General features: G+C 68.9%; 12 protein-coding genes. 3 read left to right on the top strand and 9 right to left on the bottom strand.

The genetic code is table 11. The features are described 5' to 3' along the window. Window positions 1–174 precede the first annotated feature (174 nt). Window positions 175–936 (bottom strand): CDP-alcohol phosphatidyltransferase family protein, encoded by a 762-nt coding sequence (locus ACIPC1_RS36500; RefSeq protein ID WP_402525163.1) that lies wholly within the window; start codon window positions 934–936, stop codon window positions 175–177. 158 nt (window positions 937–1,094) lie between these two features. Between ACIPC1_RS36500 and ACIPC1_RS36495 the strand changes: the two genes are divergently transcribed. Further along, window positions 1,095–1,673 (top strand): GNAT family N-acetyltransferase, encoded by a 579-nt coding sequence (locus ACIPC1_RS36495; RefSeq protein ID WP_402525160.1) that lies wholly within the window; start codon window positions 1,095–1,097, stop codon window positions 1,671–1,673. A 56-nt stretch (window positions 1,674–1,729) separates the two neighbouring features. Here ACIPC1_RS36495 and ACIPC1_RS36490 read toward each other — a convergent pair whose 3' ends face one another. From ACIPC1_RS36490 to ACIPC1_RS36460, 7 genes are all read right to left on the bottom strand, one after another. After that, window positions 1,730–3,307 carry a type VI secretion protein gene (locus ACIPC1_RS36490; RefSeq protein ID WP_402525158.1) on the bottom strand — a complete coding sequence of 526 codons (1,578 nt, stop codon included), beginning with the start codon at window positions 3,305–3,307 and terminating at the stop codon, window positions 1,730–1,732. A 29-nt stretch (window positions 3,308–3,336) separates the two neighbouring features. After that, the gene (locus ACIPC1_RS36485; protein WP_384381001.1) at window positions 3,337–4,761 is read right to left on the bottom strand and encodes an ATP-binding protein; all 1,425 of its coding nucleotides are present in this window, start codon (window positions 4,759–4,761) and stop codon (window positions 3,337–3,339) included. Window positions 4,762–4,792: 31 nt separating this feature from the next. Continuing rightward, on the bottom strand, window positions 4,793–6,352 hold the full coding sequence (locus ACIPC1_RS36480) for an SCO6880 family protein (protein ID WP_402525155.1): 1,560 nt from the start codon (window positions 6,350–6,352) through the stop codon (window positions 4,793–4,795). Further along, a complete protein-coding gene (locus tag ACIPC1_RS36475; RefSeq protein WP_402525153.1) occupies window positions 6,349–7,659 on the bottom strand; it encodes a hypothetical protein in 1,311 nt (436 codons plus the stop codon). The genes ACIPC1_RS36480 and ACIPC1_RS36475 overlap by 4 nt, the downstream gene beginning before the upstream one ends. After that, on the bottom strand, window positions 7,649–8,503 hold the full coding sequence (locus ACIPC1_RS36470) for a hypothetical protein (RefSeq protein WP_402525151.1): 855 nt from the start codon (window positions 8,501–8,503) through the stop codon (window positions 7,649–7,651). The genes ACIPC1_RS36475 and ACIPC1_RS36470 overlap by 11 nt, the downstream gene beginning before the upstream one ends. A gap of 176 nt (window positions 8,504–8,679) precedes the next feature. Next, the gene (locus ACIPC1_RS36465; RefSeq protein WP_266459173.1) at window positions 8,680–8,988 is read right to left on the bottom strand and encodes a hypothetical protein; all 309 of its coding nucleotides are present in this window, start codon (window positions 8,986–8,988) and stop codon (window positions 8,680–8,682) included. A gap of 467 nt (window positions 8,989–9,455) precedes the next feature. Beyond that, entirely contained in the window at window positions 9,456–10,781 is a 1,326-nt protein-coding gene (locus tag ACIPC1_RS36460) for a peptidase S8 (protein WP_402525148.1), read from the bottom strand. 330 nt (window positions 10,782–11,111) lie between these two features. Here ACIPC1_RS36460 and ACIPC1_RS36455 point away from each other — a divergent pair, with 330 nt between their 5' ends. Continuing rightward, entirely contained in the window at window positions 11,112–11,489 is a 378-nt protein-coding gene (locus tag ACIPC1_RS36455) for an ArsR/SmtB family transcription factor (RefSeq protein WP_402525146.1), read from the top strand. A gap of 28 nt (window positions 11,490–11,517) precedes the next feature. Next, window positions 11,518–12,162 (top strand): SRPBCC family protein, encoded by a 645-nt coding sequence (locus ACIPC1_RS36450; RefSeq protein WP_402525144.1) that lies wholly within the window; start codon window positions 11,518–11,520, stop codon window positions 12,160–12,162. 1 nt (window position 12,163) lies between these two features. Here the strand turns inward: ACIPC1_RS36450 and ACIPC1_RS36445 are convergent, their stop codons facing one another. After that, window positions 12,164–14,404 carry an MMPL family transporter gene (locus tag ACIPC1_RS36445; protein ID WP_402525142.1) on the bottom strand — a complete coding sequence of 747 codons (2,241 nt, stop codon included), beginning with the start codon at window positions 14,402–14,404 and terminating at the stop codon, window positions 12,164–12,166. Window positions 14,405–14,424 lie beyond the last annotated feature (20 nt).

The following is a 14,424-nucleotide window of genomic DNA, read 5'->3' as shown; positions in this document are numbered from 1 at the left end:
GAGAGTAGGACGCCGCCGAACTATTTTTGGAGAAAACCCCCGTACCGGGAAACGGTACGGGGGTTTTCTGCGTTCAGAGGCTTTGTGTGCTTGAAGGTCCTCTGGCTATCTCTGTTCTATTGGTGCCGGGGTATGGGGGGCATACCCCGGCACTGGCTCCCGTTCCGACAGTAATTACTTCAGGCGGGACGAGGACACGATCGAGACGATGTGGGCGGGGACGAGCAGCCACACGATCGCCGTGATGGCCACGGTCGCGATCTTCGTTGCTGTCAGGTCGCCGAGTGCGCTGTCCACGATCGCGGTCACGAGGAGCAGGATGGTGGCCTCGATGCCGTTGCACAGACGGTGGAGTTGGACGGAGGCGGCCAGGCGGCGTACTCGGGCCAGGCCGGTGGAGCGGGGGACCACGGACTGGTCGGTGGCCTTTTGCAGGCCGCTGTCCGAGCGGGCCACGTGGACCAGGTCGGAGGACGACTTGAGGAGCAGGACGCCGATGGCTGCTGCCAGGCCGGCCACCAGGTAGGGGTCCAGGCCGAGTTCAGCGGCGCGCAGCCCCATACCGACCATGACCGCGGCGTCGGCGAGGTAGGCGCCGAGGCGGTCCAGGTAGACGCCGAGGGGGCTGAACTGCTTGCGCCAGCGGGCCACTTCGCCGTCCACGCAGTCGAGCAGGAGGTAGAGCTGCATGAAGAGGACGGAGAGTACGGCGCCGCCCAGACCCGGCAGGAGCAGGGCCACCCCGGAGAGAACTCCCGCGAACACCATCACCACCGTGATCTGGTTCGGCGAGACGGGGGTGCCGAGCATCAGGCGGGTCACCCGGAGGGACAGGGCGCGCATGTAGAGGCGGCCGGCCCAGTGTTCCGCCCTGCTGTCCAGCTTGCCCGGAGGGTGGATCACGTTGCGGAGTTCGTCGAGTTGGACCTTGGGCATGCGGCGCTTCTCCATGGGGAGTTGGGGGCGGGTGCTCGTGGGCTTCCACGTCAGTCTGACGTCCTATGAGGACGATCATGACGGGGGCCCTGACGACAGGTGTCGGCAGGGTGGATATCCGGTGGGCGCTGTCGTAGGCAGGTAATACCGTGGCTTTCATGAACCACGTGATTCGTTCCATACGTTCCGATGAGTGGGCCGAGGTGAAGGAGCTGCGGCTCACCTCACTGCGGGACCCCGTCGCTCATCTCGCGTTCCTGGAGACGTACGAGGAGGCCGCGGCCAGGCCCGATGTGTTCTGGCGGGAGCGGGCGGCGCGGGCCGCCGAGGGGACGGCCGAGCGGCGGCAGTTCGTGGCCGTCGGGCAGGGCGGGGTGTGGGACGGGTCCGTGGCGGTGCTGGTCGAGGAGGCCGGGGAGCGGGATGTCTTCGGGGGCTTGGTCGAGCGGCGTCAGGGGCATCTGGTGGCGGTGTATGTGAAACCCGAGCACCGGGGGAGTGGGGCCGGGGTGACCGGGGCGCTCTTCGACGCCGCCCTGGAGTGGGCTTGGGGGAGCGGGCTTGAGCGCGTAAGGCTGTTCGTGCACGAGAAGAACGGGCGCGCCGAGGCGTTCTATCGCAAGGCCGGGTTCCTGCCGAGCGGGGTGATCGTGCCGACGCCGGGGCGTCCGGGAGATCGGGATCTGGAGTTCGTGATCGCTCGGCCGGCGGAGAGGCGTGGCCAGGCGAGGTCCTAGCGGCCGCGACAGGTCCTACTGACCAGGACAGCAGGTCCTGGTGGTGGGGACAGGTCCTAGAGCGGGAGGTCGTACTGCGGCCAGCGGGACCTGGCCTGCTCCTGGGAGCGGAGGAGGGCCAGGGTCGGGAGGCCCCGGGTCGCTCCGGAGGACAGGAGCTCGGGGAGCTGGGGGAGCGGGGCCACGGCCGCCACGTCGTCCAGGACGAGGGTGAATGGTGGGTCGAGGCGACCGGAAGATGACCGTTCGGCCATGCCCCGGCCGCGCTCGACCACGCTTGAGGCGAGGGCCGTCAGGAGCGGCATCGCGCCGGGATTCGCCCTGGGGTCCTCGATGGGTTCACCGACCACATAGAGCGTGCCCCCTTCGTTCACGAAAGAATCCAGAGTGAGGGTGTCAGTTCGGTTTGGGGTGCAGGATTCGCGGACGTTGACCGTCGAGAAGGCGGAGAGGGCGCGGGCCGTCAACTCCTGCGCGATGTCTCGGCGTTCGGCGTGCGAGGTGAGAGCCGCCTCCAGTTCGCCTGCGGCGCCGGATGCGGCTTTGGGGTTGGTACGCAGGGCTCGTACCGCGTCTTGTACCTGCATGCCCTGTGACCAGCGGTGGACATGGCGGAACGGTTTGCCCTCCACGGCGGCGGCGTGCAGGTAGCTGCGCAGGAGCGTTTCCGCTACGTCTGCCATGGGCTGGTCCACCTTGGCGGTGGGGCGTACGGGGGTGAGTAGGGCGGTGGCTCTTGCTGCGGCGGTGGCCTTGTCCTCGCAGCCGGTGGAGGGGGACCAGTGGAGGCGGGCCGGGGTGTCGCACAGGTGCGCGGGGTCGTAGAGGAGGACTGGGCCGAGCTTGGCTCTGGCGTCCTTCGTGTCCGACCACGTTCTGGGGTTCGAGGTGACCACCATGGCGGGGCCCTCGGCGTCCTGGATTGCCTGGACGGCTTGGGGGTGGCGGGCGTGGGCGGGGCCCAGTCGGACGGTTTCCCACCCGGCCGCCCGCTCGGCCTGCTCCAGCGGTTGCGGTTGCGGTTGCGGTTGCGGTTGTGGCTGTGGTTGCGGTTGCGGTTGCTTTGTGGTTTCCGCGGGGGCTTCCTGCCCGCCCGCCCGTTCACCCCCTGTTCTCAAGGGAGCCGTCGCCCGCAATGGTTGCTCCTGCGTTGGCGGGCGCCGGTGCGTTGTGGATTCCGCGCCTTCGGCGCGAAGGGTTTCCCGCTCACCCGCCCAATCGCCCTCCGCCGCAAAGGGCGCCGTCGGCACCGCCGCCTTCGCCCCGCGTCTCACCCTCCCCGCCCGCCACCTCGCCACGGTTCCGATCACGAACACCGTGATCACCACCAGCAGCATCAGCTGACCGATGAAGAGTCCCCAGAACAGCCCCCACCCCGACAACTGATCGGCAGGCGTGTCCGGCCACGCCCCCGTCAGGTCGTGCGGCTGCCCGATGAGGTGACGCATGGCAAGTGGCGTACGGGCGAAGGTGATGGCGTCCGGCCATGCTCCCTGGGAGAACAGTCCCGCGAAACCCGCGGACGTCCACACCATCAGCGTCATGCCGAGCAGGAAGGCCAGCACGCCGACCAACAACCCGTCGGGCACGCCCCGTTCCTCGCCGTGCCCGTGCCCGCGCTCTTCCCGTCTCATCTCACGTCACCGTCCTCATGCCGCCGTTCTCACGCCACCGTGGACTCGGATGAACCGTCGAGATCGCTGAGGTGCTGTTCCATGAAGGCTGCCGCGCGCTCCTCCGCCTCCAGTTCCGCGGCGTGCAGCGCGTCGTCGGCGATGAGTTCGGCGGAGGTCTGGGTCATGGCGCGGTCGGTGAAGACGAGGGGGCGTTCGGTCTCGGTGATCAGGTGTTTGACCACCTGGACGTTGCCGTTGACGTCCCAGACCGCGATGCCGGGGGTGAGGGTGGGGATGATCTCCACTGCCCACCTGGGGAGGCCCAGTACCCGCCCCGTAGCCCTGGCCTCGTCCGCCTTCTGGGCGTAGATCGTTCGTGTCGAGGCCATCTTGAGGATCGCGGCGGCCTCCTTCGCCGCCGCCCCGTCCACGACGTCGGACAGGTGGTGGACGACCGCGACGAAGGACAGACCCAGGCGGCGCCCGAACTTCAGCAGGCGCTGGAAGAGCTGGGCCACGAAGGGGCTGTTGATGATGTGCCAGGCCTCCTCGACCAGGAAGATGCGCTTCTTCCGGTCGGGGCGGATCCAGGTGTGCTCCAGCCAGACGCCCACGATCGCCATCAGGATCGGCATGGCGATGGAGTTCCGGTCGATGTGGGAGAGATCGAAGACGATCAAGGGCGCGTCCAAATCGATACCCACCGTCGTCGGGCCGTCGAACATGCCCCGCAGGTCACCGTCGACCAGTCGGTCGATGACCAGGGCCACGTCCAGGCCCCACGCCCGTACGTCGTCTATGGCGACGTTCATCGCCTCGGCCGACTCCGGTTCGGGGTGGCGCAGTTGCTCCACGATGTCCATCAGGACAGGCTGGCGTTCGACGATCGTCTCGTTCACGTAGGCGTGCGCGACCTTGAGGGCGAAGCCGGAGCGTTCGTCGAGGCCGTGGCCCAGCGCGACCTCGATGATGGTCCGGAGCAGCGCGAGCTGGCCGGTCGTCGTGATCGCCGGGTCGAGCGGGTTGAGCCGGATCCCCATGTCCAGGGCGGCGGTGGGGTCCAGCCGGATGGGGGTTATTCCCAGCTCCTCGGCGATGAGGTTCCACTCGCCGACGCCGTCCTCGCCCTGCGCGTCGAGGACGACGACCTGGCGGTCGCGGAAGCGCAACTGCCTTAGTACGTACGTCTTCTCCAGCGCCGACTTGCCGTTGCCGGACTCTCCGAGGACCAGCCAGTGCGGCGCCGGGAGCTGCTGCCCGTACAGCTGGAAAGGGTCGTAGATGTACCCCTTCCCGGAGTACACCTCGCGGCCGATGATGACGCCCGAGTCGCCGAGGCCCGGGGCGGCGGTCGGCAGATAGACGGCCTGGGCCTGGCCGGTGGACGTGCGGACAGGGAGCCGGGTCGTCTCGATCTTGCCGAAGAGGAAGGACGTGAAGGCGTCGGTCGCCGTGGACAGCGGATCCCGCATCAGAGCATCAGCCCCATCAGAACATCAGCCCCTACCTGCGGATTCCGGTGGCGAACGGCAGCGTGTTGACGAAGGCGCGGTGGTGCTCGCGGTCGCACCACTCCAGCTTCAGATACGACTTGCCGGCCGAGGCGCGGATCGTCCGCTTGTCGCGGGCGAGGGCCTCGGGCGAGCGGGAGCTGACCGTGATGTAGCCGACGAGGTTCACGCCCGCCGCGCCGCTCGCGAGGTCCTCGCCACGCTGGTCCATACGCCCGTGGGCGGCGACGTCACGCGGGTCGACGGTGCGGTTCATCTTGGCGGCGCGGCTGGCCTCGGCGTCGTCGTTCGTCTTCTCGGTCAGCATCCGCTCGATGGCGATCTCGGTGGGTTCGAGGTCCATCGTGACGGCCACGGTCCGGATCACGTCCGGGGTGTGGACGAGCAGCGGGGCAAGGAAGTTGACGCCGACCGGTGTCATCGGCCACTCCTTCACCCAGGCCGTGGAGTGGCACCAGGGCGCACGGGTGGAGGACTCGCGGGTCTTCGCCTGGAGGTAGGTGGGTTCCATGGCGTCGAGCTCGGCGGGCCAGGCGTTGCGCTTCGTCATCGCCTGGATGTGGTCGATGGGGTGGTCCGGGTCGTACATGGAGTGGACGAGGGAGGAGAGCCGGCCCTGGCCCAGCGGCTGTCGTACGCGGATGTCGGCTTCCTGGAGGCGGGAGCAGATGTCGGTCAGCTCGCGTGCCATGACGACGGCCAGGCCCGCGTCGCGGTCCAGCTTCCGGCCGCCCTGCGGGCGCGCCGCGCGGGCCATCGCGTGTGCCTCGGCGGCCAGTTCGCGGTTGAAGTGCATGCACGCGACGAGGTAGGCGCGGTGCTGCTCGCTGCTCGTGGACACCATGGACTGGAGCTGGTCGTACGACTGCTGCAGCCAGCCGGGGGCGCGTTCGTCGCCGCGTACGGAGACGTCCTTGGCGTGTGCGTCCGGGTCGGCGGGGAGCGTGCGGGCGAGCATCTGGATGCGGGTGACGAAGCCGTCGCCGTTCGCCACGTGCTTGAGGAGGGTGCCGAAGCGGTCGACCAGGGCTTCCTGGTCCTCGGAGTCGCGCAGGCCGACGCCCGGGCCCTCGATCTCGATCGCGGCGGTGACCGTGCGGCGGTCGGCGTGCAGGAGTACGGCGATCTCGTCCGGGCCGAAGGGTGCCGCGAGCCAGTTGATCCGCCCGATGCCGGGCGGCGGCCCGACCTCGACCTCGCGCCCCTCGATGCGCGTACCGGCCTCCATGACACTGCTGCGGTACGCCGTTCCCTGGCGCAGGCTCCGCTTGTAACTGCGGTTGATCTCGAACCACTTGTAGAACGTGCGGCGCTTGTAGGGGACGTACACCGCCGCGATGGCCACCAGTGGGAAGCCCATCAGCAGCACGATCCGCAGGGACAGCACCGGGACGAGCAAGCCGCACATCATGCCAAGGAACGCGCCCGCGATGATCAGCACGATCTCGCCGGACTCACGGTTCCGGCCGACGATCGCGTTCGGCCGGGCGCGGCCGATCAGATATGTACGGCGGGGCGTGATCACGTGGGACACGTGGGACTCGGTCGTCAACGCCCTTCACCTCCCGTGCGGTTGTTGCGGGCGTGCGGGGTACTCGTCGGGTTCGTACGGGGTGCGGGCGCGGCAGGGGGGACGGATCCGCCGCCCCCGTTCGACGTACGGGTGCTGTGTGCGGCCACGCCGCCGGAGACGGGGTTGGCGGGGCGCGGCTGGCTGTTGCCGCCTCCGCCACCTCCACCGCCGCCGTTGTCGGCACGGGTGCTGTGGGTCTTGATGCCCTGGGCGACCAGGGTGGCCGGGGAGCTCATGACGGCGGCGGCCTTGCTCTCGGCGCCCTGCATGATGCGGTTGTTGCGGGAGTTGGCGATCTCGTCGCCGAAGCCCGGTACGAAGCGGTAGATCATCGCGCTGGCGAAGATCGCGAGCAGGATGATGGCGAGGCCTGAGACGACGGCGGAGAACGCGTCCGGGCCGTCCGAGGTGGACAGTGCACCGGCCAGGCCCAGCACGATCACGATCACCGGTTTGACCAGGATGACCGCGATCATGATGCCCGCCCAGCGGCGGACGTGGCCCCACAGGTTCTTGTCGACGAGGCCCGCGTACACGACGACGCCGAGCAGGGCGCCCACGTAGAGGAGGGCGGCCCTGATGACCAGCTCCAGATACAGCACTCCGGCCGCCAGGATCGACACCATCGACACGATGATCAGCATGATCGGGCCGCCGCCGATGTCCTGGCCTTTGGCCAGCGCCTCGGAGAAGTTCCCGAAGAACGTGTCCGTCTGGTTGCCCGTGGTCGACGCCAGGACCTCCGTGACGCCGTCCGTCGCCGACACGACCGTGTAGAGGATCAGCGGGGTGAACGCCGATGCCAGCACCGTCAGCCACAGGAACCCGACCGCTTCCCCGAGCGCGGTGGTGAGGGGGACGCCTCGCACCGCCCTCTTCGACACGGCCAGCAGCCACAGGACCAGCGTCAGGATCGTCGACGCCGCGAACACCACCGCGTACTGCTGGCGGAACGCCTGGTTCGTGAAGTCGACGGTCGCGGTGTCCTTGACGGCCGCGCTGAGGTGGTCGATGGTCCAGGATGCGGCGTCGGCGCAGCCCTGGGCGAGGGAGGAGAGGGGGTCGAGGGTGGAGGGCAGGGGGGTGGTGCCGCCTCCGCCTCCGGTGGTGCCGCTGCCGCCTTCGCAGTAGTCCTTGGCGGGGCCGCGGATGAGTTCGCAGGGGTCATTGCTGGGAGTGGGGGTGGGGGCGGCGAGCGCCTTGGTGGCCAGGAGGACGGCGGCCGATTGCACCGCGGCCACAGTGGCGGCGAGTGAGAGGGCACGGCGGGCCTTGTTAGCGGGCATACGTGAACCCTCCGAACTCCTCGACAGCCTTGGTCATGTCGTCGGCGGTGGAGGCCTGCTGGTCCCGGCCGACCGGCACCGGCCCGTCCTTCTGCGTGAAGTCGGTGACCTTCCAGTCTCCGTCGGTCCACGCCATCTTGTACGTCGTCGTGTACCAGCTCTCGGCCACGGGGTTCGTGGAGCCGTCGCCGGAGAGGCCGAAGAGCGAGGTGTACCAGAGCTCGACCGTGGCGCTGTCGGCGGTGGACTCCGTGACTTTGGTGCCCACCGGGATGATCCGTGAGACGAAGGTCTGGCCCGCCGGCGCGGCCCCGTCCTTGTTCAGCCCGATCTTGGTCAGGAACTCCTCGCTGGAGTAGGCCGTGTCGAGCTGCGGTTGCCGCGCGGCGGCGACGTCGGGCGTGTACACGGCGTCGACGATCGCCTGCCGTTGCACAGTGTCGAACATGCCGGTCGAGCCCAGCGCCACGCCGTAGTTGGTGGCCGCGCTCTCCGCTCCGACCGTACTGTGCGCAAACCCCAAAGGAATCCCCGACTCCTTCGACCCCACCGGCCGTTCCCCCGAAGCCGCCGTAGGCGAGGTCTCCGCGTTGTTGCCGCTGCTTCCGCCGGCGGAAGAGCCGTCGTCTCCACGGTTCGCGAAGGCGATCGCGGCGATCAGGAGGACCACGACGCCGACGACGGTGATCAGGCTTCGCGAGGAGGACCGCCCGCGGCGGGCACCGCCGTACACGTCGCCGGTTCCATCGCCGGGGAGTCTGGTCCGGGTCTGGCCGGAGCCGCCGTAACCGCCGTCCTCGCCGCGAGATCCGTCGCCGTATCCGGGTTCGTCACCGAGACTCATGCCGCGTACGCCCCCTCAACCTCTCGCTGAACCGCGTAGTACGACGGTAGCCGTGCTGGTTCCCGCGCGGGCGCGGTGTGGTGACTCGACATCAGGGAAACGCAACCTCAGCCGGTGGGCACGACGGACGGGTGGGTCGGAGGGAGAGAAGAGGATCCGGGCGTGCCCGGCCCGCCCTAGACGGCCATGCCGTACACGATGGTGAACAGCGTGCCGAGGGATCCGATGATGAAGACTCCGGTGAGACCCGCGATGATGAGGCCTTTGCCCTGTTCGGCGCTGAAGGTGTCCCGGAGGGCCGTCGCGCCGATGCGCTGCTTGGCCGCGCCCCAGATCGCGATCCCGAGGCAGAGCATGATGGCGACCGCCATCACCACCTGGACCATCGTCTTGGCTTCGTTGCCCAGGCTGCCGAAGGGACCCCAGTCCGGAGCGATCCCGCCGATAATTGTGGTGATGTCGCCCTTTTCGGCTGCGAAAAGCATGTAAGTCACCGCCCCTAGTGGGTAGTTCTGCACCCTCTGCCCTGTGCGCAGAGGTCGGGCCCATTCTCGCCGACGATGGCGCTGTCGGATGTCGACTTGGCGTCATTGATTGGCGAGTTTCGTACGAATCCCTTGCCGTTCCCTCGTGGATGGCCCACGCGGGATCCCTTACGGGGTGTGTGGGACGGTATGCGAAGGATCGCATGGTCACTCTGTGTATCACGGCTCGTTACGCCGGGCAATGAAGTTGGTGCGGAACCTGTGGTGTGGTTCCGTCGTTAACCCCTACTCATGAACTGCGGACGGTCGCGCGTCCGCGGGGTGTGGCCGAGTGACCGTCAGCGTGAAGGCTATCCCGCGTTGTTGCGGGACGCGGAAACGGGCCGCGGCTGGTAGCCGCGACCCGTTCACTTGTGCCGCCGATGAACCCCACGTTCCTCCATCGGCGGCTCCTGTTGCCCCGGAGGTCAGCCCGTGAAGGCTGCGACTCCCTCCGGGGTGCCATAGCCGGTCGGGCCGTCGTAGCCCGACGTGGCGGTGCAGAGGTAGCTGGAGCCGCAGCTGCCGTTGGTGCCGCTGGTCACGTCGTTGAGGGCCGAGGTGCCGGCCGCCGTGTAGGGGAACTTCGCCGGGTAGGAGCCGGTGGAGGGGGTGCCGGCGAGGGCGTAGACGCCCGCGATGATCGGGGCGGAGGCGCTGGTGCCGCCGAAGGTGTAATAGCCGGCCGTGATGCCGTAGGAGTCGTAGACCGAGACGCCGGTTGCCGGGTCGGCGACGGCCGAGACGTCGGCGATCGCACGCTTCGTGCAGCCCGTGTCGGTCTGCCAGGTCGGCTTGGCGTCGTACGCGGAGCAGCCGGAGCCGGTGCCCTCGGTGCTGCTGGTCTCCCACACGCTCTCGCTCCAGCCGCGGCTGGTGGAGCTAGCGGAGAGGGCGGTGCCGCCGACGGCGGTCACGTACTGGGAGGCCGCCGGGTACTCGGCGCCGTAGCCGGAGTCGCCCGCGCTGACGGTGATGGCGACGCCCGTGTGCTTGAAGTACGAGGTGTCGTAGGTGGAGTCGGAGGAGGACTCGGAGCCGCCGTAGCTGTTGGAGACGTACTTCGCGCCCAGGGTGACGGCCTCGTTCACCGACTTGCCGAGGTTGGCCATGGAGGCGGAGGTGGCCTCGACGAGCAGGATGCTGCAGTTCGGGCAGACCGCGCTGGCCATGTCCAGGTCGAGGGAGATCTCCTCGGACCAGCCCGCGTCACTGGTGGGCAGGGAGGTCGTGGAGCCCGTCTGGCTGACCTTCTTGAAGCAGCCGTTGGCGGTGGTGCAGGCCGAGAGCCCGTAGTACGTCCGGTACTTGGCGAGGTCCGCCTCGGCGTTCGGGTCGTTGTACGCGTCGACGATCGCGATGGTCTCGCCCGAGCCGTTGGAGGCGGCGGCCGAGGTCAGGCCGTACGCGCTCTGGAGGTCGCCGGGCCCGTAGCCGGAGGGGGTCGAGGCGTCGGCGGCATCGGGTGTGACGGCGTCCGTGCGGGCCTGGGCCTGCTGCTCCTTCTGGAACGCGGTCGTGCCGCCGGTGACGCGGAGGGCCTTACAGGCCATCTGGCCCTTGGTGGGCGTGGCGCAGGCGCGGGTCCACGTCACCGCGGGGGAGGGGGACTTGGTCGCGACGGCCTGGGCGGCACCCGCCGGGGCGGCGGTGCCGAAGCCGGCGAGGACGAGGGCCGCGGTGCCGAGGGCTGCGGCACCCAGGCGGCGCCAACTGTGACGTATCGCAGGTCTTTTGGGGGATTCGGTAAGCAACGGACAGCCTCCTGAGACTGGTTGACAGGGGCGGTGCGGGAGTGGTGTGCCGCCGGTCCGGTGTCCCCGGCGGTGGGCTTGATCGGCCCGCGGATGACCATCCCTTGTTGAGTACGTGACAACAAGAGGCATCTGGAATCCTGACTTCCGCCTTACTGAACCAAGGCTGTCGGCTTACCGCTCAATGGCGCCCCGATGGCCGGAAGCTGACGGTGGCTTGACTCGGCTCACAGGAAAGTCATCGGTGGCGCAGCGGTGATGCATGGCTATCGCACCGATCACATCCCCTCACTCACCACTTATATAAGCCATGGGTGATATAGTGAGGCCGTGCATGCATTCGACGTCCTAGGTGATCCTGTACGCCGCCGCATCCTGGAGCTGCTCGCCGATGGCGAGATGAGCTCCGGGGCGGTGTGTGAGGTCATCGCGGTGGAGTTCGGGATCTCGCAGCCCGGGGTCTCGCAACACCTGAAGGTGCTGCGGGAGAGCGGTTTTGCGACAGTACGGCCGGAGGGAGCCCGGCGGTTGTACGCGGTGAACGCGGAGCCGCTGCGGGACGTCGACGCCTGGCTGGAGCGGTTCCGCCGCTTCTGGACGCCCCATCTGGACGCCCTGGCCACGGAGTTGGCCCGGGGCAAGCGTGAGCGCCGGCTCGGCAGCGAGTCCGGCGACGGTGAGCAGGCGGATCCGGGGGGACCACAATGATCGTCCGAGGAGTCCGAGGAGGACCGCAATGATCGACGTCACCCATCAGATCAATGCCGTACGGCGCCAGGTCGGCACCCGTGATTTCGAGGCGGGCGAGGTGCGGGTGGTCACGGTGAGCCGGACGTACGACTCGACGGTCGAGGACGTCTGGGACGCCTGCACCAACGCCGAACGGATCCCACGCTGGTTCCTGCCGGTCTCCGGCGACCTCCGCGTCGGCGGCAAGTACCAGCTGGAGGGCAACGCGGGCGGCACCATCGAGCGCTGCGAACCGCCGTCGAGCTTCCACGCGACCTGGGAGTACGGCGGCGAGGTCAGCTGGATCGAGCTGCGGCTGACGCCCGCCGAGGAGGGCGGCACCCGCTTCGAGCTCCAGCACATCGCGCACGTCGACGACGAGCGCTGGGCGGAGTTCGGGCCCGGCGCGGTCGGCGTCGGCTGGGACCTGGGGCTCACCGGTCTCACCCTGCACCTGGCGTCCGGGAACGCCGTCGACCCGCAGGAGTTCGCGGCCTGGACGGCGTCCGAGGAGGGGCGGCGGTTCGTGACGCTGAGCAGCGAGGGCTGGTACGAGGCGAGCGTGGCGGCAGGGACGGAAGCGGCCGGGGCGCGCGAGGCGGCGGACCGGACCACGGCGGCGTACACCGGGGCGGAGCCCGAGTCCGAGTAGCTCAGGCCGCCTTCTCCCCCTCCGTGTCCAGATGCGGCAGGAGGCGGTCGAGCCAGTGGGGTGTCCACCAGGCGTGCCGGCCCAGCAGCGTCATGACCGCCGGCACCAGCAGCAGTCGTACGACGGTCGCGTCGATCAACACGCTGACGGCCAGCCCGAGTCCGAGCATCTTGACCACCACGTTGTCGCTGACCACGAACGCGGCGAAGACGCTCACCATGATCAGGGCGGCGCAGGTGATCACCCGGGCGGTGATCTCCAGGGCGTGCGCCACGCTCGCCTTCGCGTCGCCGGTGCGCAGCCAGGCCTCATGGACGCGGGAGAGCAGGAAGATCTCGTAGTCCATGCTCAGCCCGAAGATGATCGCGAACATCATCATCGGCACATAGCTCTCGATCGGCACCTTGCCCTCGACGCCCAACGCGGGCCCGCCCCAGCCCCATTGGAAGACGGCGACGACGACGCCGTACGACGCGGCGATCGAGAGCACGTTGAGGACGGCGGCCTTCAGGGCCACCAGCAGGCCGCGGAAGACGATAAGGATGATCAGGAAGGCGAGGGCGACGACGACCCCGATGATCAGCGGAAGGCGGTTCGCGACGATGTCGCGGAAGTCGACCTGGGCGGCGGTCGTGCCGGTCACATAGCCGTCGGCTGCGGTACCGGAGACGGCCTGCGGCAGGGTCTCGTCGACGAGGCGGTTGGTGAGGTCGGTGGTCGAGGCGCTCTGCGGGGCCGCCTTCGAGTACACCGTGCCGACCAGCACGTCTCCGTCCTTCGTCGGCGTGAGCGGGGTGACGGTGGCCGCGCCCGCCACGTCCGTGAGGTCCTTCTGCGCCTGGGAGGCGAGGGCGGAGCGCTGGTCGGAGGGCACGTCGGTCTGGTCGATGACGACCGTCAGCGGACCGTTCGATCCGGGGCCGAAGGACTGCGCCATGATGTCGTACGCCCGCCGGTCCGTGAACGACTTCGGGTCTGCCCCGTCCCCGATGTGACCGAGCTGGATGGACAACAGGGGGATCGCCAGCACCAGTACGACGACGACTCCGCCGGCCAGGAACCACCACGGCCGCCGCTCCACGCGCTGCGCGTACCGGTGCCAGGTGCCGTGCGCGGGGGCGCCGGGCTCGGCGTCCGTCTCGGCGACCGGGCGGCGTACGCGGTAGCGGTCGATGCGCGTGCCGATGAGGCCGAGCAGTGCCGGTACGAGGGTGAGGGCGCCGATGACCGCGGAGACCACGGTGACGGCCGCGGCCACCCCCAGCTTGCCGATGAACGAGACTCCGGAGACCGACAGCCCCGCCAGCGCGATGATCACGGTGCAGCCGGAGACGAGGACGGCCCGACCGCTGGTGGCGGTCGCGCGACCGGCGGCCGCCACCGGATCCGCGCCGTCCATGAGGTTCTGCCGGTGCCGGGTGATCAGGAACAGCGCGTAGTCGATGCCGACACCGAGCCCGATCATCGTGGCCAGGGTGGGTGAGACGGTGGCGAAGGTGAACGCGGACGCCAGCAGTCCCAGGCAGGCCAGCCCGCCGATCACGCTGATCAGCGCGGTGAGCAGCGGGATGCCCGCGGCGATCACACTCCCGAACCCGACAAGGAGTACGACGATCGCCACCGCGAACCCGATCAGCTCGCTGACCCGGTCGTCCGCCTCGGGCCTGGCCAACTCGCCCAGCGGCCCGCCGTACTCGACGTCCACACCGGCCGCGCGCAGCGGCTGCACCGAGTTGTCCACGCCACCGAGATAGCCGTCGCCGAGAGTGGAGGGCTGCACGTCGAAACGGACGGTGATGTAGGCGGTCTTGGCGTCGGAGGAGAGGGGGCCGACGTTCGACGGTGCCGACTGCCCCGACTCTCCCGAGGTGGACTGCAACGGGTTCTGTACGGCGAGGACGTGCGGCAGCTTCTGTAGGTCGCCGACCGTCTGCGACATCGGTGAGTCCATGTCGGTCAGCGGTTTCGACTTGTCCTGGAGCACGATCTGGCTGCTGTAGCCGCCGGCCGCCGGATCGTGCTCCTTCAGGACGTCCAGGCCCTGCTGCGACTGGACTCCCGGCAGCGAAAAGTTGTCCTCGTACTCCCCGCCGAACGAACGGTTGAGCATCTGTAGGGCGACGAGGGCGGCCAGCCACAGCACGATGACGGTCACGAAGTGCCGCGCGCACCATTCACCCAGCCGACGCAGTCGCATGGGTTGCTCCCAGCGCTCCCAGCGGAGACATACCGTCACGTCCATTAGACGTCGCGCTGATCACG

This window comes from Streptomyces sp. NPDC087263, from assembly GCF_044744645.1.
GTDB lineage: Bacteria > Actinomycetota > Actinomycetes > Streptomycetales > Streptomycetaceae > Streptomyces.
The sequence above is the reverse complement of the archived record's forward strand: the minus strand, read 5'-3'. Positions and strand labels throughout refer to the sequence as shown.